Here is a 22,316-nt window from a genome sequence, read left to right on the forward strand (position 1 = left end):
GAGGGTATGAAAAATGACTCGTAATAAGCTTGCGCTTTCGTTGGCGGGCTTGCTGCTGGCTCCGATTGCCGGCACCGCATTTGCCCAGAGCGCACCGGCCCAAGATCAGTCGCAACAGCCGACTGCCAGCCAGAGCAATCCCCAACAGTTGCAGACCATCACGGTGACCGGTTCGGCGCTCCCCCGCGTGGATACGGAAACCCCCTCGCCGGTGACGGTGATTACGTCGCAACAGATTGCTCGCAGTGGTTTCACCACCATTTCCGACGTCGTCCGTTCGATCTCCGCCGACAACAGCGGTTCGATTCCTAACGCTTTCACCGGTGGTTTCGCTGCTGGCGCCTCGGGTGTCGCGCTGCGCGGCCTGACCGTGAATTCCACCGTGGTGCTGATCGACGGCCATCGCTCCGCCAGCTACCCGGTTTCCGATGACGGCGAGCGTTCGTTCGTCGATCTGAACACCATTCCGCTTGCTGCTGTCGAGCGCATCGAAGTGCTGAAAGACGGCGCTTCCTCGCTGTACGGCGCTGACGCCATCGCCGGCGTCGTCAACATCATCCTCAAGCCCGGCTACCAGGGCGTGGAAGGCACGGCCGATATCGGCAACTCGCAGCACGGCGGCGGCTTCACCAAGAAGGCCTCCTTCCTGGCGGGCGGCGGCGATCTCGACACCGACCACTACAACGCCTATTTCAGCGCGCAGTACGAGATGGACAACCCCATCTTCAACCGCACGCGCGATTACCCGTATAACACGCACGATCTGAGCGGCATTGGCGGTCCTAACGGCGCGTGGGGCAATCCGACCACGTTCAACGGCTCCACCGTTGGCGCGGTGGCGCCGGGTACGGTGGCTGCAGGCGCCAATCCGTTCACCGGCGCATCGCAGGTGGGTCCCTGGCAGCCGCTCGGCGCATGCGTCGGTGGCATGAACCAGGTGAACACGCCGAACTTGGGCGGCGTCCCGGGCGTGAGCAGCTACTGCCAGCAGAACCAGGTCGCGCAATACGATGAAGTTCAGCCGCAGACCGAGCAAGGTGGCCTGTACGGCCGTGTCACGTTCAAGATCAACGACACCACCAAAGCTTACCTCTCGGTGAGCTATATGGAGTCGAAGATGTGGGCGCAGCTCCCGCCCAGCCAGATTCAGAACTCCACGCCGAACAACACCAACAACATCGCACTGCCGCCGATCCTCACCACCGGTCCGAACGCAGGCAAGCTCAACCCGAACGACCCGTTCGCGGCGCAAGGCGAGTACGCGCTGATCAACTATGCGTTCGGCGACATTCCGCAGAACAACACCTACAACAACCACAACGCACGCGTCGTGGGTGATATCGCAGGTGTGGTCGGCGAGTGGAACTATGACGCGGCCGTGGTCTTGAACCATGACTGGCTCGACACGCAGCAGACGGGTTTCATCAGCTATCCCGCGCTGCTGAACGCGATCACCAGCGGCTCGTACAACTTCATCACGCCGTCGGCGAACAGCGCCGCGGAATTGGCCGCTCTGTCGCCCAACCTGTCCAAGCAGTCGACCTCTGACATGGATTCGTTGGACCTGAGCGCCAACCGCTCGCTGTTTGACCTGCCCGGCGGCTCGGCTGGCCTGGCCGTGGGCGCTCAGTTCCGTTACGAAGCGCAGAACGATCCGGCACTCAACCCGGACGATCTGTACCAGGGCCTGGGCATCGCTCAGACCAAGGGCAATCGCAACGTCAGCGGCGCTTACGCGGAATTCGATCTGCCGCTGCTGGATTCGCTGGAAGTGGATGCCTCCGGCCGCTTCGACCACTACAGCGACGTCGGCAACAACTTCGCGCCGAAAGTGGGCTTCAAGTGGAAGCCGCTTGACTGGGTAGCCATCCGCGGTACGTACTCGAAGGGCTTCCGCGCCCCGAGCTTTGCTGAAAACGGTTCGAGCTCGGCGGAAGGCTTCACCGAGATCAACCCGTCGCAGTATCCGAGCTTCGTGGCGGCACACAACGGCAGTGCCTACTCCACCGTTCCGTACAGCCTGGCCCAGTACACGCTCGCCAACCCGAACATCAAGCCGGAGAAGGCCACCAACTTCACCTTCGGTGTGGTGGTGCAGCCGACCAGCTGGCTGAATGCGTCGTTGGACTACTACGACATCAAGAAGACCAACGTGATCACCGGCCCGAACTTCGGCCAGGCGATTGCCAACTACTTCGCCACCGGCGCGACGGGCGTTCCGGGCGTGACCGTGATCCCCGATGTGGCCGACCCGTCTGCACCCAACGCCCTGGCACGTCCGGCTGAGTTCATTGGCGAGTACATCAATGCCAACTCGCTCAAGACCGATGGTGTCGATCTGGACCTGCAAGGTCATTGGGACTTCGGCAACGGCATCCACTACGTCAGCGAAATTTCGGGCACCGAAATCTTCAACTGGCGCATGGTGCTGCCGAACGGCCAGGTTGAATCCTTTGCGGGTACGCAGGGTCCGTTCAACCTGTCCTCCGGTGCAGGTACGCCTCGTCTGAAGGGTTCGTGGTCGAACACGGTGTCGTATGGTCCGTTGTCGGTCACCGGCACGATCTACTACACCAGTGGCTACGCTGAAATCGCGGAAGACTACGGCGTGTTCCCGGGTTCGTGCTTGGCCTACAACGCGGCAGGTACGCAATTCCTGCCGTCGAATTGCCGCATCGGTTCGTTCACCGATGTCGACCTGACGGCCAGCTACGCGATCAACAACCACGTCAGCATCACGGCCTCGATCATGAACGCGCTGGACCGCCAGCCGCCCTTCGATCCGGCCAACTACGCTGGTGTGAACTACAACCCGACGTACTCCTACTCGGGCATTGTGGGTCGCTTCTACAACCTGGGCGTGAAGGTGAAGTTCTAAGCCCTTTAACGAGCTTGCCGCAGCAATACATGGCTGCGGCAGTTCGGTCCGAGGCTTCGAACCAAGCATTCAAGGCGGCGTGCCGGCTATCCGGTGCGCCGCTTTTTTTATGCGCACTGCGTGGGGCGTTGGCGAGCAGCGTCGTTGTGGCTGACAATGCGGTCATGTCCGTTCGAACTTCCGACATTTTCCGCGCATGCTGAGCCGCCTGTGGTTTGGCCTGTTCATGGTTGCCACGTTGGCGGCGCTGGCGCGCTGGCTGATCGGTGGCGATGAAACAGTGTTTGCCGCGATCGTCGGCTCGTTGTTCGAGATGGCTGATTTGTCAGTGAAGCTCATGCTGATGCTGTTCGGCACGCTGACCCTGTGGCTGGGCTTTCTTGGTATTGCCGAAAGGGCGGGGTTGGTGGATGGTCTGGCGCGCCTCCTCGGGCCGTTATTTGCGCGGTTGATGCCGGAAGTGCCACGTGGGCATCCGGCGATTGGCCTGATCACGCTGAATTTCGCCGCCAATGCGCTGGGGTTGGACAATGCCGCCACGCCGATCGGGCTGCGTGCGATGCGCGAATTGCAGACACTCAATCCCTCCGACACCACAGCCAGCAACGCGCAGATCCTGTTCCTGGTGATGAACGCCTCGTCGCTGACACTCTTGCCGGTGATGGTGTTCATGTATCGCGCGCAGGCCGGTGCGCACGATCCTACGCTGGTGTTCTTACCGATCCTGCTGGCGCACTTTGCATCCAATCTCGTCGGGCTTTTATCCGTTGCTTATATGCAGCGGTTGCGGCTTTGGGATCCGGTGGTGCTGGCGTGGTTGCTCGGCGGCGGTCTGGTGCTGGCCGGTTTTCTTGCCTTCCTCGCCTCGTTGACGGCAGCGGCGCTTGCCTCGCTTTCTTCTTTGCTCGGCAATTTGGCCTTGTTCGGCATCATCATCGTGTTTCTCTGTGCAGGCGCGTACAAGCGCGTGCCGTTGTTCGAGAGCTTTATCGACGGAGCCAAGCAGGGTTTTGATGTTTCCAAGGACATACTGCCTTATCTGGTGGCGATGCTTTGCATGGTCGGTGTGCTGCGCGCATCCGGCGCGCTGGATTTCGCACTGGACGGGATACGCTGGCTGGCGCTGCACGCGGGTTTGGATACACGCTTTGTCGATGCCTTGCCCACCGCGCTGGTGAAGCCATTTTCTGGAAGCGCCGCGCGAGCGATGCTGATCGAAACCATGCATCATTCCGGTGTCGACAGTTTCCCGGCGCTGGTCGCTGCGACGGTGCAAGGCAGTACCGAAACGACGTTCTACGTGGTAGCCGTCTATTTCGGTGCGGTGGGTATCCGGCGCGTGCGTCATACCGTCGGTTGCGCGCTATTGGCCGATCTGACGGGCGTACTTGCCTCGATCGGTGTGTGTTATTGGTTCTTCGGTTAATCATCGTCACAGGGGATACGCATGCGCATGGGTCTGGCCGCCAACGCGATTCATCACGATCACGATGATGCGGCGTTGTTCCGCTGGTTGAGAGCGAGTGAGCGCGGCATCAGAGAGTTGAATCTGAGTCTGCACGCGGTGGGACGCACCTACGCGGCGATCGAACGTGTCGGGCTGCTGGCCGGTTATGCCGGCTTAGTGCGTTATCCCTATGGCCACGAAGGCGGCCTGATGAAGCTGGTGGCCGAGGTGGTGGGCATGCCGCAGCCGGAGCGCGTGCTGGATGGTGCGATTTATCTGATCAATCCGGTCGATCCCTCGTCGACCTTTCCGGAGGCGGTGGCGCTCAAGCGCCAGTGCGTCATTCACCAGAAGCCGTTTATTTCCACGGTCGCCTCGGCGCGGGATTGGATCGAGTGCGAGCGCATTCACGCAGGTTTTGCGCCTGATCCGGGTGCCGATAGTTTGTTCGCGCTGGAAGATCAGACGATTGCACTGATCGCCCACGACGCCATGAAGCCGCAGATGCTGGCCTACGCCACCGATCACTTCGAGCTGCTGTCGCGCTTTGCGCGCCGTGTCGGCACTGGCACCACCGGACAGCATTTGAACGAACTGGCGTGGAGCCGTGGCTGGCCGCAGGACAAGCCATGGGTGGAGCGCTACCAGAGTGGCCCGATGGGTGGTGACGCACAAATTGCCGACATGGTGCTTGAACGTCGCTGTCAACGCGCGATCTTCTTCGAAGATCCACATGTTGCACGCCAGCACGAAGCGGATATTCAGCTGCTGGAGCGCGCTGTCACCACGGTTACGGATGAAACGGTCTGCATGACAGCACCGCGCGTGGCCAATCGCTGGGCGGAGGCCGTGCGGCGGCGTTCGGCGTGGCGATGAGCTAAGATCATAGGCCCTATGTGCCTGATCGCCTTCGCCTGGCAAATCCATCCACGCTGGCGTTTATTGCTGGCTGGCAACCGCGATGAATTTCATGCGCGGCCAAGCGCCCCTTTGGCGCGTTGGAACGATCTGCCCATCATCGGCGGCCGTGATCTGGAAGCCGGTGGCACTTGGCTCGGTATTACCGAAACCGGGCGATGCTGTGTCGTGACCAACGTGCGTGATCCGCGCGATCCGCAGCAGGGTGCCTCGCGTGGGCTGTTGGCGACGGATTTCCTTGCTGGTGTGAACGACGCTCCCACGCATGCACAGTCGCTGCTTGCTACCGCGACAGACTATCGCCCGTTCAACTTGCTGACCTTCGATACCGATCATGGCTTCTATATCGGCAATCGTCCCGAAGCGCGGGCGCAGCTTATCGAGCCGGGTGTGCATGGCTTGTCCAACGCCGATTTCAACACGCCATGGCCCAAGACCAAGGCGCTGATGAATCGTCTGCAAGCGTGGCTGGATGCAGGTCACGAAGTCGATTTCGCGCCGCTGTTTCGCGCCTTGGCCAACGAGGAGCGCGCACCGGATGAAGTGTTGCCAGATACGGGCGTAGGCGTCGAGCGCGAACGCTGGCTTTCCTCTGCATTTATCCGCGGCGAACAGTACGGTACGCGCGCCAGCACCATCGTGGCGATCGGTTATGACGGCAGAGCGTTGATCGTCGAGCAGCGCTTTGGCCCGAACGGCCGCTTTCAGGGGCAGACGGAGCTCCCCGTAGGTTGGGTCAGCGCGGCGTAACTTGACGAATCTGCACGTTGTCCGGCCCCCTATGGCCGTCATTCCCGCGAAAGCGGGAATCCATCTTGCTTTCAGGCATTGAAAAATGGATTCCCGCTTTCGCGGGAATGATGGTCATGGGCGTTGAGGATTCAGTTTTCCGGAAACTGCCCATCCAGGTAATACCAGCGTCCCTGCTCGCGCAGGAAACGGCTGATCTCATGCATGCGCTGCGCCTTGCCGCCGCCATAGCGAAGCCGGGCAATAAATTCCACCGTGGCGTGCGCGCCGTTTTCCTCATGCCGTTTCACATCCAGGCCCAACCAGCTTGGGGCGGGCTGCTGTGCTGCCAGCTTCAAACTCACCGGGCGGGTGCTGGGATGCCAGGTGGCCAGCAGATAGTCCTCGCGTTTCAGCACATAAGCACTGTAGCGCGAGCGCATCAGTGCTTCGGCAGTCACGGCCGTGCCGCCTTCGTGCAATAGGCCGCAACAGCGTGCGTAGCCGGCGTTGTTGCCACAGGGGCAGGGGGTGAGTGTGTCGATGGCTTGCAAGGCTTCATCCGAGGCGTACGAGTCACGCTTTCATCCTGCGCCTGTGAGCCGCAAATGCAAGAGGGTCTGGGGTGCTCCGATCAATTCTGCGCAGGCGTCACCGGCTCTGTCCGTCCGCATCCCTAGGCAAAAAGTCATGCATGGCTTTTCGCGCGGATCGCTTAAAGTCTCCATGCTGCCGGGAGAGCAGCTTTTCCAGACATCGATGGCACCCGCCGTTCCGGGTATGGGCGGCCGTTGCGGAGATCCCCATGTATCCGATCCGTTCCCTGTTTTCCGCCACTGCGCTTGCGGTGGCCTTGTCTGCGGCTGGCCTTCACGCCCAGACCGCGCCGCTGACACCGGACATTCCGCCCAACTTCACGGCGCCGACCACGGCGAACGATTACATCAAGCGCGTGGTGATGATCCCCATGCGCGATGGCGTGAAACTGCATACAGTCATTGTGATACCGAAGGGTGCACATGACGCCCCCATCCTGCTGACCCGCACGCCGTACAACGCCGATGGGCGCACCGAACGCACCAACTCGCCGCACATGCTCGACCTGCTGCCGCAAGGTGACGAGGTGTTCGTGAAGGCCGGTTACATCCGCGTGTTCCAGGATATCCGCGGCAAGTACGGCTCCGAAGGCAATTATGTGATGACCTTGCCGCTGCGTGGGCCGCTCAACGATGGCAAGGTGGATGAATCCACCGATGCCTACGACACCATTGAATGGTTGTCGAAGAATATTCCGGAGTCGAACGGCAAGATCGGCATGCTCGGTTCTTCGTATGAAGGTTTCACCGTGGTGATGGCGCTGATCAATCCGAATCCCGCGCTGAAAGTGGCGGCGCCCGAGAGCCCGATGGTCGATGGCTGGATGGGGGATGACTGGTTCCACTATGGCGCGTTCCGCCAGAACAATCTGGACTACATCACTTTCCAGACCACGCAGAAGGGCACGGGTTACATGATCCCGCGCGATGGATTGGACGATTACACCAACTTGCTACGCGCAGGTTCGGCGGGCGATTTTGCGCGTGCCAACGGGCTGGATGCGTTGCCCTTCTGGCGCAAGATCCACGAACACCCCGCCTACGATGCGTTCTGGCAGAACCAGGCGCTGGACAAGATCCTTGCCGATCAGCCGCTTAAAGTGCCCACCATGTGGGAACAGGGTCTGTGGGATCAGGAGGACATGTGGGGCGCCATTCATAGCTACGAAGTGATGGAGCCCAAAGACACCACCCACACCATGAATTACCTGGTGATGGGCCCGTGGCGTCACAGCCAGGTGAACTACGATGGCAGCACGCTGGGACCGATGAAATGGGACGGTGACACCGCGCTGCAATTCCGCCGCGACGTGTTGCTGCCGTTCTTCAATCAATACTTGAAGGATGGTGCGCCCAAGGCGAATACGCCGCCGGTGCTGATCTACAACACGGGTGAAAATCATTGGGATCGTTTCACGCATTGGCCTCTGTCGTGCGCGAAGGGCTGCGATTCCAAATCCAAGCCGCTTTATCTGGAAGCGAATGGCCGCTTGTCGTTCGACGCGCCCACGGCCAGCGAAGCCAAGTACGACGAATACGTTTCCGATCCCGCCAAGCCGGTGCCTTATATACCGCGCCCGGTGGTCGCATCCGATCATGAAGCGTGGACGCACTGGTTGCTCGACGATCAGCGCTTTGTCGATGGGCGTCCCGATGTGCTCACTTACGTGAGCGAGCCGCTGACGTCACCGCTGCGCCTGAGCGGTGCACCGCAGGTGAATCTGGTTGCGTCGACCAGTGGCACTGACAGCGACTGGGTGGTGAAGGTGATCGACGTCTATCCGGATTCGGTGCCTTCCAATCCGAGCATGGGCGGTTATGAACTCCCGATCTCGCTGGATATCTTCCGCGGCCGCTACCGCACCAGCTTTGAACATCCGCAGGCCATTGAAGCCAATGCGCCGCTGCTCTACAGCTTTGGTTTGCCGACGGTGAATCATGTCTTCGAACCAGGGCATCGCATCATGGTGCAGGTGCAGTCCAGTTTGTTCCCGCTGTACGACCGCAATCCGCAAACCTTTGTGTCGAATATCTTCGACGCAAAACCAGCGGATTACGTAAAAGCTACACAGCGCGTGTGGCATACGCCGGATCACGCGAGTTCTATCAGCTTGCCGGTGGTATCGGGGCAGTAATCTTGCGAATTCCTTGTCACATCCGCTTGCACGATGGATGAAAAGGTTGTTCGTCGTCCCGGCGCAGGCCGGGACCCAGTGTCTTTAGCTTCGGCTTTGATGGTGCAGTATTGCTCCTTATCCAGAAGCAAAGTCGCTGGGTCCCGGCCTACGCCGGGACGACGATGTCATGAGACTTATCTAAGACACTTCACTTCGCCTGCGCCATAACCGAAGCCGATTATTCGCAGGCATGGGAACATCTTCGACCAGATTGAAACCGGCCGTGGTAGCTAGCGCATCTACCTCGGCGACATCACGAATACCCATGTGCGCAGCGCGCATCTTCAAGTCACGATCGAATGCTGCATTGCTTTCGCTGGTGAACTGGCCGTCGATATTGAACGGCCCGTAGATCGCCACACAAGCATCATCCGTCGTGATGTCGGGCAGCGATGCGAACAAGCTTTCCACTTCATGCCACGCCATGATGTGCAAGGTATTGGCACTGAAAATGGCGTCGTAACGCCATGGTGGCCATGCTCCCGCTACATCGAGTTCGAGCGGCGCCGGTGTATTGGGCAGTCTGGCGTCGTCGAGCCAAAGACGTATGCCCGGAAGATGTTCCGCACGATCCGAGCTTTGCCAGATCAATTGCGGCATCGCTGCGGCGAAATGCACGGCGTGCTGGCCCGTGCCGCTGCCGATTTCCAGCACGTGGCGCCGATCTGCAAACCATTCGTGCAGCAAGGCCAGGATCGGCTCGCGATTACGCTCGCTCGCTGCGGAGTAGGGCTTATTGATCAAGCCGGACGGCCGCGCAACACGCGGGCCGGCAGCATCAGCATCGCGCCAAGGAGCGAAAACACGGCCGTGACAGTGATGCCCAGCAGGCGGAATGGCAGCAACACCAGCCACACGATGGGATAAAGCATCAGGGCCAGCAGCGCGAGCGGCCAGCAGACCACCAGCAACAACAACCAGAGCAAAAAGCCGACCATCATTTCACCCTCGCAGAGGTTCCATGCGTGGACTTTAGCGCATGCAAGCTATCGGGCGTAGATGACTGCCGACACCCCGATTCAGGTCAACGGATTCACCCCGATCAGCAGGCTATGCAGCCAGAAGGCGAACAGCGCCCAGACCACCACGCCAATTACCACCGCGATCGCATCGCCCTTGAGAGTTCCCGCCGGATAGACCGTGCCATCGCGGCGATCACGCCGGCGCGAAACGATAAACAGCACGATCGCCCAGATCAGAAACGGCACGAACAGCACCAGATCGTGCAGCATGCCCGTTGCCAGCAGATGGCCAAACGACCAGGTCTTCACCGCCAGCACCTGCGGATGGCCGAACTTTGCTTTGATATGGTTGCGGGGCACGCGTGCGGCGGCAAAGAAGATCAGCGAGACCAGTATGAACAGTCCGTTGAGGTGCCGCAGCCACAATGGTGGCAGGTAGATCACCACCGGATGCTGCCGAGCCAGCCCGAAACCCCAGATGATCAGCAGCAGACCGATGATCGCCACCACACTGTAGATGCTTTTGTACCGATTGCCCATGCGCGCCATTTGCCGGCTGCGCCAATCATCGGCAACGATGCGGATGGAGTGAAGGCCGAGAAAGATAATCAGACCGAGGACCAGCACGAGCATGATGGGAACCTCTTGGCGATGATGTAAGTCGCTCCCTCTCCACGGGTGAAGAGGGAGCTGAGAAGTCGGCGAGCGGCAACGCTCTCGCTAGTTAATTTCCGCTCGATTCCACCCGCACCACAAGTGCCAATGTGTCGGGATCCAGCGTGACACGACCGATCGAACGCACGGGAATCCAGGCATCTCCTGCCTGCAGGCGCCCGTCCGACGTATCCACGTGACCTTGCGCGCAATAGATCAGCGCTACGGCAACGTCCACCACCTGCCGGCCGGGTTCGTCCCACACCACCAGTTCACCGCGGACTTTCGCGCGGCGCAACATCAGGTTGAAATCGCGCGTTGGCCCGTCCTGCAAGGCCACATTGACCTGTGCTTCCCCGGGAAAGGCAAAAGGCGAGAAGGGTGTGGTGAGCGCATGTGTTCGTTCGTCATCGAGCGTCATGGTGAAGCCCGCGCCTTCCAGCAGCGCGATATAACGATCGATGCCGGGAAAAGCAGAAAACGGCGCTGCGCTGTCCACTTCCGCGACGCTCACGCGCCAGATGAAATCATCCATGCCCGCACCAGCGGGATGTACGGCGAGTTCGCGTGTGCGACCCATGCCGTTTTTCCAAGGTGTTGCCCGGCAGTCGCGTAGGCGGATGATACTCATGCGGTACGCTCGATCACGCGTTGAAAGGGTGGCAAGGCTTTTAGCATCTGACTCCCGTATTGCCGCGTGACGACACGGCGGTCCAACAATACGATGCGTCCGCGATCTGTCTCGCTACGGATGAGGCGGCCGCAGTACTGGGTGAGCAAGCGTGTCGCTTCCGGCACTGCGACTTCGATAAACGGATTGCGTCCGCGCGATTCCAGCCATTCGGCGTAGGTGGCGCCGACCGGATCCGTGGGTACGGCGAACGGCAATTGTGTAATGACGACGGTCTCGCACAATTTGCCAGGCAGATCGAGGCCTTCGCCGAAGGAAGCCAGTCCGAACAAGGTGCTGCCCTTGCCGGCTTCGATCGCGGCCGTGTGCTCGGCAATCAACTGCGTTTTGCCCAACGAGCCTTGCGCGCGTACCTTGCGCACCTTGTCGATCGGCAGGCGTTGCAGCACGCGTTCAAGCTTTGCACGCGAGGTGAACAGCACCAGGTTGCCGGCATCCCAATCCAGATGATCCGCCAGCCAGTCCGTCACCTCCTGCGCATGTTGTTCGCGTGCATCGGGCAGTGCGGACAACGCAGGCACCTCCAGACGTGCCTGCGTAGTCAAATCAAAGGGCGAAGGCAGGCTGATGGTGATGGCGTCGTCCGGCAGGCCTACGGCATCGGCAAAGCCGCGAAAATTGCCGCCGGCACTCAATGTGGCCGACGTCATCACCGCCGCGCTGGCGTTATCCCAGAGGATATTACGCAGCAGTGCACCCGCGGAAACGGCCGAAGCATGACAAACCAGTTGTTGATCGGGCGACATCGTCACCCAGCGTGCCAGTGGTGGTGCATGTTCGGGATCATCGCTGGACCATGCGCGCCATGTGCGTACCTGGCGGTCGATGCGTTCCAGCGCCATGCCCAGTTCGCGCGACAACGCCTCCTGAGTCGGGCCGCCTTCGCTCATTTCGGTAACGGTGCGGCGCACAGCCGTCAGCCAGCGCTGAATTTCCGAGCTGGCGACATACAGCATGGTGGCGTGATGCACCCAGTTGTCCGGCAACTGTCCTAGCGAACCGCGATACATCGGTTCGGTTTCACCCGGATCGGGCAGCCAGGACTGACGGATTTCTTTCTCCAGCGCTTCGAGTGAATCGCTGAGTTCTTGCAGTTTTTCATCGCCCACATCGAGTGTGAGCTTGCCGATCACTTCCTTGTCAGTCAGCGAATACGCGGCGTGCACTTGTCGACCGAGACGGCTGATTTGGCGGACGGCAAAGCCCAGTGCCACATCCGAGGCGCCACGGTCGATGGTCTTGCCCGGCATGTGGTGGGCTTCGTCGAACACATAAAGTGTTTCTTCCGGCTTGGGCAGAAACACGCCGCCCCAGCTTTCCTCGCCGCTGGACAGCGTGAGATCGGAAAGCACCAGATCCTGGTTCGCGACGATAATGTCCGCATCCGCCACGGCGCGCCGCGCCGCGAAGAATGGGCAGATCATGAAATGTCCGCAGCGGCGTCCGGTGCAGCCGCCCGCACTGGTAGTGATCATTGCGCGCAACATATCGCCGGGTGTTTCCGGCGCGGCGTCCATGTCGCCATTCCATTCATTGCGATCGAAGGCGTCGGTGAGCTTGCGCATCACCTGCTTGTCGCGCTCAGCGGGCGGTTTGCTCCATAGCGCGAGGTCTGCGTCGAAGCCCAGTCCCATTTGGCCGCTGTCGCCCAGGCTGCCGGCCGCCATGCGCAGGTTGCGCGGGCAGAGATAACGCCCGCGTCCCTTGGCGAGCGCCACTTTCGCTTCGCCGCCATTGAGCTTCAGATAAAGCGGAATATCGCGTTCGACCAACTGTTCTTGCAGCGCAACGGTAGCCGTGGCGATCAACAGTTTCTTTTTGAGCGCTTTTGCGACTTCGACGCCAGCAATCAAGTACGCCATCGATTTGCCGGTGCCGGTCGGCGCTTCGATCACCGCAGCACCCGCGGGTTGTGCCAGTGCCTTGGTGACTTCGGCAATCATGCGCAATTGCGCTGGGCGCGCGCGAAAACCCGGCAAGCCATCCTTGACCTTCGCGTAAGAGTCGCGCACGTTGCCCTTGAGTGCATCAGTAAGCATGAGCTGCCTGATATGCACCGGCAATGCTTAATGCCACGGCTTCCGCTACGCGAATGCCGTCGACACCGGCGGACAGAATGCCGCCCGCATAGCCAGCGCCTTCACCAGCCGGAAACAGGCCACGCGTGTTGAGGCTTTGACAATCATCATCGCGGCGCACGCGTACCGGTGACGAAGTGCGTGTCTCGACACCGGTGAAAATAGCATCCGGTCTGCCGAAACCTTTGATCTTGCGATCGAACGCCGGCATGGCTTCGCGGATCGCCTCGATGGCGTAATCAGGTAGCGCTGTAGCGAGATCAGTGAGATGAACGCCGGGCTTGTAGGAAGGCATGACATCCCCGAACACGGTCGAAGCCTGTCCTGCCAGAAAATCGCCAACCAGCTGTCCAGGCGCTTCATAGGTGCCGCCGCCAAGCTCAAAGGCGCGGCTTTCCCAAAAGCGCTGCAAGGCAATGCCTGCCAGCGGACTGCCGCTGCCGTCGTAGGGCGTGAAATCGCTTGGTTCGATGCCCACGACGATGGCCGCGTTCGCGTTGCGTTCGTTGCGCGAATACTGGCTCATGCCATTGGTGACTACGCGGCCCGGTTCGCTGGTTGCCGCCACCACGGTGCCGCCGGGACACATGCAGAAGCTGTAGACCGAACGACCGTTGCGGCAGTGATGCACCAGTTTGTAGTCAGCGGCGCCGAGCAACGGATGTCCTGCCTGCGGGCCGAAGCGCGCGCGGTCGATGATCGATTGCGGGTGCTCGACGCGAAAGCCGATCGAGAACGGTTTGGCTTCCAGATACACGCCGCGTTTGTGCAGCATCTCGAAGGTATCGCGCGCGCTGTGGCCCAGTGCGAGCACGACGTGATCAGTGCGAAGCTGCTCGCCGCTCGCCAGCGCTACGCCGCGGATGTGGCGAGTGCCTTGCGCATCGGTTTCGATCAGCAAGTCATCGGCACGCTGTTCGAAGCGGATTTCGCCACCCAGCGACTCGATGGTACTGCGCATGTTCTCCACCATCGTCACCAGGCGAAAGGTGCCGATGTGCGGCTTGCTCACGTAGATGATTTCCTCCGGTGCGCCCGCCTTCACGAATTCGGTGAGTACCTTGCGGCCGTAGTGATGCGGGTCTGAGATCTGACTATAGAGCTTGCCGTCGGAAAACGTACCCGCACCGCCTTCGCCGAACTGCACGTTCGATTCCGGATGCAGATTGCGCTTGCGCCACAGATCCCAGGTGTCCTTGGTACGCTCGCGCACTGCCTTGCCGCGCTCCAGGATGATCGGCCGAAAACCCATCTGCGCCAGCAGCAGGCCAGCGAACAGCCCACACGGACCCAAGCCGATCACCACCGGACGATGCGCCAGCTTTTCGGGTGCTTGCGTGACAAAACGATAGTTAGTGTCCGGTGTGGGGCGCACATGCGGATCGTCCGCAAAGCGCTGCAGTAACTTCGCTTCATCGGCGACATCAACGTCCAGCGTATAAATCAGCTGGATCGCGCCACGTTTACGGGCATCGTGGCCACGCCGGAATACGCTGTAGCTGCGAATCGCCTGCGCGCCAACATGCAGCTTGGCGCGGATGGCCGCAGGCAGCGCTTGTTCGGCGTGGTCCAGGGGCAGCTTGATATCGGTGAGTCGCAGCATCCGGGGCAGGGCGGGGGAACGGTGGGCCATTGTCTCAAAGCTGGCCCGAAACCGCTGCAGCGGATCATTGTGGCGCGATATTGCGCCCGTCGCCCCGGTGCAGGCCGGGACCCAGCGGCTTGGCTTGGCTCATCTAGGCCAGGTGACTGGAGGGCAACAGGCTCAAAGTCACTGGGTCCCGGCCTGCGCCGGGACGACGGGCATGGGGTGCGTCTGGAGGCTCAAGCCTCCGCCGCGACCTTGCGCAAAATCTGCTCGAACGCCTCCGGCGGCTGCCCGCCCTGGATCAGATACTGGCCGTTGATGATCACCGAAGGCACCGCACGGATGCCCTGCGACTGATAGAAATGCTCCTGTTGGCGCACTTCCTCCGCGAACCGATCACTCGCGAGCACCTTGGCCGCCTCCACGCCATCCAGTCCGACCTCGCTGGCAACACGCGCCAGCACATCATGCGAGCTGACATTCTCGCCCTTGCCGAAATAAGCCTGCAGCAACGCTTCCTTCAGCGCCTGCTGCTTGCCTTCCTGTTCAGCCCAGTGCAACAGGCGATGTGCATCGAAGGTGTTGTAGATGCGGCTGCGCTTGTCCATGTTGAAGGTAAAGCCCAGCACCGCGCCACGCTGCCGGATGCCTTCCTGATTCTGGGCAATTTGTTCCGGCGTGCTGCCGTACTTGTGCGCCAGATGCTCGCCGATGTCCTCGCCCTCCGGGATCATGTCCGGGTTCAGCTCAAACGGCTGGAAGTGCAGATCGGCTGCGATTTCGCCGTCCAGCTTCTGCAATGCCTGTTCCAGCGATTTCAGGCCTATTGCGCACCAAGGGCAGACGACGTCGGAGACGAAGTCGATTTTTAGATGTTTCGTGTCAGCCATATTTGACCTTGGGTAGCTGTGTGCCTGCTATATAAGGTTCAGTCCGTTCTATGGCAACCCTAAGGCTGCGAAATGCGCGCCGCAGCAACAAAAAAAGGGGCCGGCAATGCCGGCCCCCAGACTGGGTAAAACCACAATCTTTTGCGCCGTTTAGCGCTAAAACGGTGGCTATCAGCTCAGCGCATGGATCAGAAATCGTACGTAGCCGAGAGGCGAACGTAGCGCGGGGCTTCCTGATACAACGGCATCCCATAGGTGTTGGAAACCGTATACGGAGCGGTTTCGTAGGTTGCGTCGAGTACTGTGGGGTTGCGTTCGTTCAGCACATTGAAAATATCGAGACTGAAAGCGAGCTTCTTGTCCGCAAACGGTGGTCGGTATGTCACGCCCAGATTGACCTGTTTCGTCCATGGCAACCGTCCCAGGCTACCGATCGGCGTTGGATTGCCAGCGCAGTAATGGTACGCAGAACCGTAGAGGACGGGATCAGATTCGTCGGTGCCGTAATAGCCCATGCACACTTTGGGTGCGCCAGATGCGATTTGCAGAGAACCGGAAATCATCCATTCTGGCGAGATTTGGTATGCGCCTCTGGCTTTCAGCACATGGGTACGATCGTTAGACAGAACCCCGTTGCTGTTGTCCATGAGCTGCCAGAAGTCCCAGTCCTGCGTCTTGGATACATCATCCTGGCCGGTGGTCGAAAGCACCTGACCTTCCGTGTTGCCATAACTACGCGAGAAGGTGTAGTCGATGCGACCTTGCCACTTGCCATCGAACGGATGCTCCAGGAATAGATCAAGCGCATAGTACTTACGCTTCGCACCATCAGTGAAACCCCAATCCTGGTTATTCATGGTGACTTTGGAGTAGCCATTGCCATCAGCATTGGCCAACAAGAACGTGTTGGTCTTACCGGGATTGAAGATCAAGCAACTGTTCGGAAATACGACGCTATCCGGATTGATGCCCGAGGCAACGATCTTTCTTGCCACCGCATCATCATCGCAGACATCGTCAATAGCGGTTTCCAGTCTGCGCACAGTGACTTTGGCGCCATACATCCATTTGCTGCCAAGCATCTTGGTAAAACCTAAGATGGCTTCGTCCTGGTATTGCGAGCGAAGATCGGTCGCGGTGACTGTTTTGGGGTCCGGTGTTTGTCCATATTCGCCATTGGAAGAAATTGGACCTGGTCCGATAGGGGTCAAACCAGTCGGGGCACCAGTGGCCGCATTAATACCCGTGTAGGTGAAATACTCATTGGTATAGGTTGAAGGACCGGCAGCGCGTTCGGCCACGCTATTGGGCAGCGCAAGGTAATAACGTCCCAGGTTGCCGAATACCTTGAACGTGGAGTCGCCCAGTACATCCCAGCTGAATCCAAGGCGTGGTGCCCATTGATTCGTGTTGTGCACGAATGCTTGATGGAGGTTGTTGTAGTTGGAGAATTGGTCATTGCGAAGACCAATGCTCAGCAACCAGCGGTCATTCACCTGCCAGCGATCTTCCAGGTATTGCGCGGTCTGATCCACCGACATGCTGGTTGTTGTGGTGTAGATGTACTTGCGCACGTAATAGCCGTCGCCTCCTGGCGCACCAACGCCAAAAGCAGGATTCAGCGGGGTATTTGGCTTGCTGGCTTTACCATAGATCCATGCATAGCCAGGGCCGAATACTTGTTGACCTTCGTCTGTCGATGAAGTGGCTATGTTGTCGATACCGGCAGAAAGCGTGTGATCGCCCAATTTGTATTCAAGATCCAGGCGCAGGCCGTGGCTGCTGCTTCCGGCATTCGGCGACTTTACATAGGGGGTGGTGATGCCGTTGGTGATGGGGTTGCCTCCAGTAATGCTCGGATCCTGACTCAGCACGCCGCTGAGATAAGGCAGCGTTGGGTCGGCACCCGGAATCTGGCTGTAATCCATGACCTTGGTCTTGCCGTAGGTGGCCGAAAAGGTCAGGTCATCGGTGATGTAACTGGTGTACTTGCCGATGTAGATATCAGAACCCGTTTTGGTCGATGTGTCATAACCAAACAGCGGGCCTTGCGAGCGTGTGTCGTAATCGTACGCGTACAAACTGCCGCTGTAGGATTCTTTACTCGATATATTGGTGAATTCGAGAATATTGCTGTCATTGATGTTCCAGTCCAGCTTGAGGTAGTGCTTAGGAAGGCTGTAACTGTAATGGTCATTGTAGGGTTGAGATGAAGAAGATGAAGATGTCGACAAACCGTCTCTTTTCTCAGCTTCGGCCGATGCGAAAAGGAAAAGTTTGTCTTTGATCAGCGGGCCGCCGAGATAGAAGCTGTATACCGTGTGCGTGGCCGTGTTGTCTTTACGCGAACGGTACTGAGAGCCGGCAAGCTCGGGGTTCTGATAACCGTAGCCTGCGGGAAGTGCCGCATTGGGGTAGTAGACGTTCTTGGGGTTGGATGCGAGGAAGCTGGGCTCCCACAAGACTTGCGCGCCAAAATGCCACTGATTGGTGCCACGCTTGCCGACCTGGTTGATAACGCCGCCGTCCGAGCGACCGTATTTGGCGCTGTAGCCGCCGGTGAAAACTTCCTGTTGATCAATCGAGCCGTAGGGCAGGCTGATGCCGCCCATGCCGGAAAGCGGGTCTGTCGTGTTGAAGCCATTAATGTAATAGGCATTTTCAGTGACTGATGCGCCACCAAACGAAACAAGTGCATTGCCGGTCGGGCCGCTGAAGTAGCTGCTTCCGCCCACGACGCCCGGTGCAAGTAAGGCAATTGATTCTGCGGTGCGAGTGATCGGAAGCTGTGCAAGCTCTTTGGACGTGATAACTGTGCGCGAATCCACCGCTGTTACGTCAATGGGTGGGAGTGCGTTGGCAGAAACACTGACCACACCAAGCGACTTCGCATTCGAAGTAGAAGCGAATGACACATCCGTGTTCGCGTTCACAACGATATTTACGTTGTCGCGCTTATCAACGACAACCCCGTCTCGCTGAAGCGAGACGCTGTAGGCGCCAAGAGGTAGATTGGTGAAACTATAGCGCCCCGAGTTATCCGCGGTGGTTTTGCGAACCAAGCCGGTAGAGCTTGTTGCGGTGATTGTTACGCCTGGCTCCGCCTGACCGCCGATGCTGCCGGTTGTGGACTGCGCAAGCACTCCCGTGCTCCCTAATGCAGCAGCACATGCCAATGCCAGTAACTTGTAGCCGCGATGGCTATGGTTCCCTGTCTTCATACTGATTCTCTCTGGTCAATGTGATCTCGATGCGCATTACGTGGATGTTGGCAATGCAAATCCGCACGGACCGTTTATGCGGTCCGTGATAAGTGCGGATGGTGGCTCCACGCTCTGGCTACGACGTCGCGATTTATTCGCGCGCGTTCGTAGGGTTCACAATTAATACCTGTGAAGCGGGTGCGGCAATCAGATCAGCCTTAAAGTGACAAGGAGGCGTCTTACACAGTGCTTGGATGTATCGATAAGGTGCTATCGCATCGGACTATTACGAAGGATCGGTAGATAGAAAAACGGCGCGGACTGTGCCGCGCCGTTTGGAGTGAACAGGGTTCTGTTGCTCAGGATTTACCGATGAAATCCTGCTTGCCGATGTGCGCGCCCGACTCGCGCAGGATGTTGTACGCGGTGGTGCAGTGGAAGAATAGATTGGGGATGACGAAGTGCAGCAGGTACGCATGGCCTTCGAAACTCTGATCGCCATTGCGCGTTTTGATCGTTACCGTGCGGGTTTCGCTGCCGTCGATCTGTTCCGGCTTGAAGCTCTTGATGTAATCGATCGCGCGCTCGATACGGTTGTAGAGCTCGTCGAACGAGGTTTCGTTGTCCTCGAATTTCAGCGGATCGACGCCGGCGAGGCGCGCGGTGCCGTTTTTGGCCATATCGGTGGCGATCTGTACCTGCTTGACCAGCGGCAGCATGTCGGGGATCAGGCGGGTATGCAGCACGACCGAATCTTCCACGTTCTTGGCTTTGGCATGCGCTTCACCCAGCTTGAGCACGTGGTGCAGGTTCTGCAGCGCGCGCACGAATACGGGAATGGCGACTTGGTACATGGACATGCTCATCGGGGTGACTCCGGTTGATCATTGGTAACGGGTTCGTGGGCGATGATGTCGGCCACGGGGGAAAGTTCGCTGCCCAGCCTGGCGGCCGCGTTCTCCGCGGGTTGCGCAGCAGGCACGGCATGGAAGTGTTGTATGGCGTAATGGGCTAGTACGGTGGCGCCAGTCAGTAGTACTGCGGCCAGCACGAAGGCGATGCCAGGCAGGTGCATCGGAGCGTGATCGCTGATGAACAGCGCAAAGAGATTGGCGAACACCGCGGGGCCGAAAACACCTGCAAGGCTCGCCAGACTGGTCAGCGCGCCTTGCAGGCGGCCTTGCTCGTGCGGATCCACTTGCTGCGTCATCATCGCTTGCGCAGGCGGCCCTGCCAGTCCACCCAGGCACAGGAACGGAATGCCGAGCAGGAACACCCATGCAACCGATGACAGGCCAAAGAACAGATAACCGACCACGCACAACGGCAGCCCAACCATGATCATGCGCCGCTCGCCCAGCTTCGGCATCAGCTGGCGCACCAGGATCGCCTGCACCAGACCGCTGCAAAGGCCGACCAGGCCCAGCGTATAGCCGACGGTCTGCGGGCCCCACCCATAGCGGTAGTCGGTATAGAGCACGTAGGTGGAGTTGAGCGAGAACTGCGCCAGGTTGATCAGGAAAAACACCGCGGCCAGCGTGAACACCTGCGGATAACGGCGCAGCAGTACGAGCGCGCCGAACGGGTTGGCGTGACGCCAATCGAAGCGCTTGGTGCGGCGCTCCGGCGGCAGTGATTCCGGCAGCACGAAGAAGCCGTAGCAGAAGTTGATCAGCGACAGCACCGCCGCTACCCAGAACGGCAGGCGGATGCTGAAATGTCCAAGGAAGCCGCCCAGCGCGGGCCCGACGATGAAGCCCACGGCGAACGCAGCCCCCATCATGCCGAAGGCTGCGGCGCGCTTTTCCTTGGGCACGATGTCGGCGATATACGCGTTGGCCGTAGAAAAGCTGGCGGCGCAGATACCGGAAATCACGCGGCCGACAAACAGCAGCCACAGGGTTGGCGTCAACGCCATCACGATGAAATCCATGCCCAGGCCGAAGCTGGAAATCAGAATCACCGTCCGGCGTCCAAACCGGTCCGAGAGCGTGCCTTGCACCGGCGAAAAGACAAACTGCATCAGCATGTAGACCGTGCCGAACGCGCTGGTCCACACCGCAGCTTTCGCAATACTGCCTCCGATCAGGTCCACGATCAGGTGTGGCAATACCGGAATGATGATCCCGAATGCCAACATATCCAGCATGACCGTCACGAAGATGAAGGCGAACGCGGCTTTGTTGTGGGATGAAGCGGGGGGCAGGGCAGAATCCATGCAGTAGGCGCGAGGTGCGGACCGGAATGGGGGAAAGTGCAACGATAGCCGATGGCGGGCGGCTTGGCATGGGCGGCCGCAGCGCAAAAGGTCGCGCTATTTTTCCCGATGCGGAAACTTCAGCTTGGCTTTGTGAGTCGTGTCACTCAATCGTCATTGGCCCGCTTCAACGTTGTAAAGCGCCTTCGGCCTGCGTCAAGCTGACGAGCTATAGTGCATAGCACCAATACATTGCTTCATTGCGGCGGCTGCATCAATTCCTGTTCTGTCAGGTAACCGTGATGATGCCGATCCAGCTTGTGGAACTCCCTTCGCAGATTGTCCTGCCATTCCTGCAGCGTGATCGGTTTGCCATGCCCGCCGGGAAGTTCGTCCGGCTCCAGTACGCCGTCATGGTTGCGATCCAGGCGATAAAACCCCTGGCTCATGTACGTCACATATTCTGCTTCGCTCACACGTCCATCGCCATTGGTGTCCATGGCCTGGAACAATCCGGACGCCGTGCTCTGTGCAAGCACGGCGAAGGGAAGCCACAGCAGCATGGCGGCGAGGCGCATTCGCATCAGCGGCGGCCGCCGTGGATGCCGATGAAATCCAGAAATTCGGCGCGAGTGCGCGCATCGTCGCGGAATGCTCCCAGCATCTGGCTGGTGACCATGGATACGCCGCGCTTGTGCACGCCGCGCGTGGTCATGCACTCGTGGCTGGCGTCCACCACCACGGCGACACCGGCTGGATGCAGGTTTTCCTGGATGCAGCGGGCGATTTCCGCCGTCATCTTTTCCTGCACCTGAAAACGGCGTGCATACGCATCCACCACGCGGGCCAGCTTGCTGATGCCGACTACGCGATTGGTGGGCAGATAACCCACGTGAGCGCGGCCGATGATCGGCGCCATATGGTGTTCGCAATGACTCTCGAATTCGATATCACGCAGCACGACCATTTCGTCGTAGCCGGCGACTTCCTTGAACGTGCGGCGCAGATATTCGCCCGGATCGGTCTGGTAACCGCTGAACCAATCGCGATAGGCCTTCACCACGCGTCTCGGCGTATCGAGCAGGCCCTCGCGCTGCGGATCTTCGCCAGCCCAGCGCAACAAAATGCGCACGGCCTCTTCGGCTTGCTCGCTGGTGACGTCGGTGGGCTCGTGATGCTCGCTCATGCGGCTTCCTTGGTACGGTTTCAGACTGTTTATTGTAATGCTCGCGTCAAGCCTTTTACGGCTCAGGCCGTGCGGCGCGGCAGGTTTATCCCGTCCAGGCCGTTGCCCGGTGTCTTCAGCGT

The 22,316-nt window shown here is 59.6% G+C and carries 18 protein-coding genes; 5 read left to right on the top strand and 13 right to left on the bottom strand.

The window, feature by feature from the left end; genetic code table 11:
• The first annotated feature begins 13 nt into the window (after window positions 1-13).
• The 4 genes from ISN74_RS21210 (at window position 14) to ISN74_RS01430 (ending at window position 5,993) form a co-directional block, all read left to right on the top strand.
• The gene (locus ISN74_RS21210; RefSeq protein ID WP_188796669.1) at window positions 14-2,878 is read left to right on the top strand and encodes a TonB-dependent receptor; all 2,865 of its coding nucleotides are present in this window, start codon (window positions 14-16) and stop codon (window positions 2,876-2,878) included.
• A gap of 196 nt (window positions 2,879-3,074) precedes the next feature.
• Window positions 3,075-4,304, top strand: a complete 1,230-nt coding sequence (locus ISN74_RS01420) for a nucleoside recognition domain-containing protein (RefSeq protein ID WP_188796671.1) — start codon at window positions 3,075-3,077, stop codon at window positions 4,302-4,304.
• Between the two features lie 21 nt (window positions 4,305-4,325).
• Window positions 4,326-5,201, top strand: coding sequence for a methylglyoxal synthase (locus ISN74_RS01425; RefSeq protein ID WP_188796673.1), 876 nt, complete (start codon window positions 4,326-4,328; stop codon window positions 5,199-5,201).
• 18 nt (window positions 5,202-5,219) lie between these two features.
• On the top strand, window positions 5,220-5,993 hold the full coding sequence (locus tag ISN74_RS01430; protein ID WP_188796674.1) for an NRDE family protein: 774 nt from the start codon (window positions 5,220-5,222) through the stop codon (window positions 5,991-5,993).
• Window positions 5,994-6,124: 131 nt separating this feature from the next.
• On the opposite strand, the gene ISN74_RS01435 is transcribed toward ISN74_RS01430, so the two are convergent.
• Window positions 6,125-6,526 carry a YchJ family protein gene (locus tag ISN74_RS01435; protein WP_188796675.1) on the bottom strand — a complete coding sequence of 134 codons (402 nt, stop codon included), beginning with the start codon at window positions 6,524-6,526 and terminating at the stop codon, window positions 6,125-6,127.
• Window positions 6,527-6,777: 251 nt separating this feature from the next.
• On the opposite strand from ISN74_RS01435, the gene ISN74_RS01440 reads away from it, so the two are divergent.
• On the top strand, window positions 6,778-8,703 hold the full coding sequence (locus ISN74_RS01440) for a CocE/NonD family hydrolase (RefSeq protein WP_188796677.1): 1,926 nt from the start codon (window positions 6,778-6,780) through the stop codon (window positions 8,701-8,703).
• A gap of 180 nt (window positions 8,704-8,883) precedes the next feature.
• Here ISN74_RS01440 and ISN74_RS01445 read toward each other — a convergent pair whose 3' ends face one another.
• The 12 genes from ISN74_RS01445 to folE all read right to left on the bottom strand — a co-directional run bounded on the left by ISN74_RS01445 (window position 8,884) and on the right by folE (window position 22,194).
• On the bottom strand, window positions 8,884-9,486 hold the full coding sequence (locus ISN74_RS01445; protein WP_188799442.1) for a DUF938 domain-containing protein: 603 nt from the start codon (window positions 9,484-9,486) through the stop codon (window positions 8,884-8,886).
• Window positions 9,486-9,683 carry a hypothetical protein gene (locus ISN74_RS01450; RefSeq protein WP_188799443.1) on the bottom strand — a complete coding sequence of 66 codons (198 nt, stop codon included), beginning with the start codon at window positions 9,681-9,683 and terminating at the stop codon, window positions 9,486-9,488. The genes ISN74_RS01445 and ISN74_RS01450 overlap by 1 nt, the downstream gene beginning before the upstream one ends.
• 81 nt (window positions 9,684-9,764) lie before the next feature.
• Window positions 9,765-10,340 carry an NnrU family protein gene (locus tag ISN74_RS01455; protein ID WP_188796679.1) on the bottom strand — a complete coding sequence of 192 codons (576 nt, stop codon included), beginning with the start codon at window positions 10,338-10,340 and terminating at the stop codon, window positions 9,765-9,767.
• Window positions 10,341-10,431: 91 nt separating this feature from the next.
• Window positions 10,432-10,992, bottom strand: coding sequence for a HutD/Ves family protein (locus tag ISN74_RS01460; protein WP_188796681.1), 561 nt, complete (start codon window positions 10,990-10,992; stop codon window positions 10,432-10,434).
• The gene (gene dinG / locus ISN74_RS01465; protein WP_188796683.1) at window positions 10,989-13,091 is read right to left on the bottom strand and encodes an ATP-dependent DNA helicase DinG; all 2,103 of its coding nucleotides are present in this window, start codon (window positions 13,089-13,091) and stop codon (window positions 10,989-10,991) included. Before dinG ends, ISN74_RS01460 begins: the two co-directional genes overlap by 4 nt.
• On the bottom strand, window positions 13,081-14,733 hold the full coding sequence (locus tag ISN74_RS01470) for an NAD(P)/FAD-dependent oxidoreductase (protein WP_188799444.1): 1,653 nt from the start codon (window positions 14,731-14,733) through the stop codon (window positions 13,081-13,083). The genes dinG and ISN74_RS01470 overlap by 11 nt, the downstream gene beginning before the upstream one ends.
• A gap of 221 nt (window positions 14,734-14,954) precedes the next feature.
• Entirely contained in the window at window positions 14,955-15,608 is a 654-nt protein-coding gene (locus ISN74_RS01475) for a DsbA family oxidoreductase (protein ID WP_188796685.1), read from the bottom strand.
• Window positions 15,609-15,796: 188 nt separating this feature from the next.
• Entirely contained in the window at window positions 15,797-18,829 is a 3,033-nt protein-coding gene (locus tag ISN74_RS01480) for a TonB-dependent receptor (RefSeq protein WP_188796687.1), read from the bottom strand.
• Window positions 18,830-19,170: 341 nt separating this feature from the next.
• Window positions 19,171-19,677: a DUF1993 domain-containing protein gene (locus ISN74_RS01485; RefSeq protein ID WP_188796689.1), complete on the bottom strand. Its 507-nt coding sequence runs from the start codon at window positions 19,675-19,677 to the stop codon at window positions 19,171-19,173.
• On the bottom strand, window positions 19,674-21,029 hold the full coding sequence (locus ISN74_RS01490; RefSeq protein WP_188796691.1) for a TCR/Tet family MFS transporter: 1,356 nt from the start codon (window positions 21,027-21,029) through the stop codon (window positions 19,674-19,676). Before ISN74_RS01490 ends, ISN74_RS01485 begins: the two co-directional genes overlap by 4 nt.
• A gap of 236 nt (window positions 21,030-21,265) precedes the next feature.
• Window positions 21,266-21,592 carry an EF-hand domain-containing protein gene (locus ISN74_RS01495; protein WP_188796693.1) on the bottom strand — a complete coding sequence of 109 codons (327 nt, stop codon included), beginning with the start codon at window positions 21,590-21,592 and terminating at the stop codon, window positions 21,266-21,268.
• Window positions 21,592-22,194, bottom strand: a complete 603-nt coding sequence (folE, locus tag ISN74_RS01500) for a GTP cyclohydrolase I FolE (protein ID WP_188796695.1) — start codon at window positions 22,192-22,194, stop codon at window positions 21,592-21,594. The genes ISN74_RS01495 and folE overlap by 1 nt, the downstream gene beginning before the upstream one ends.
• Between the last annotated feature and the right edge of the window lie 122 nt (window positions 22,195-22,316).

It is taken from the genome of Dyella caseinilytica, assembly GCF_016865235.1.
Classification (GTDB): Bacteria; Pseudomonadota; Gammaproteobacteria; order Xanthomonadales; family Rhodanobacteraceae; genus Dyella_B; species Dyella_B caseinilytica.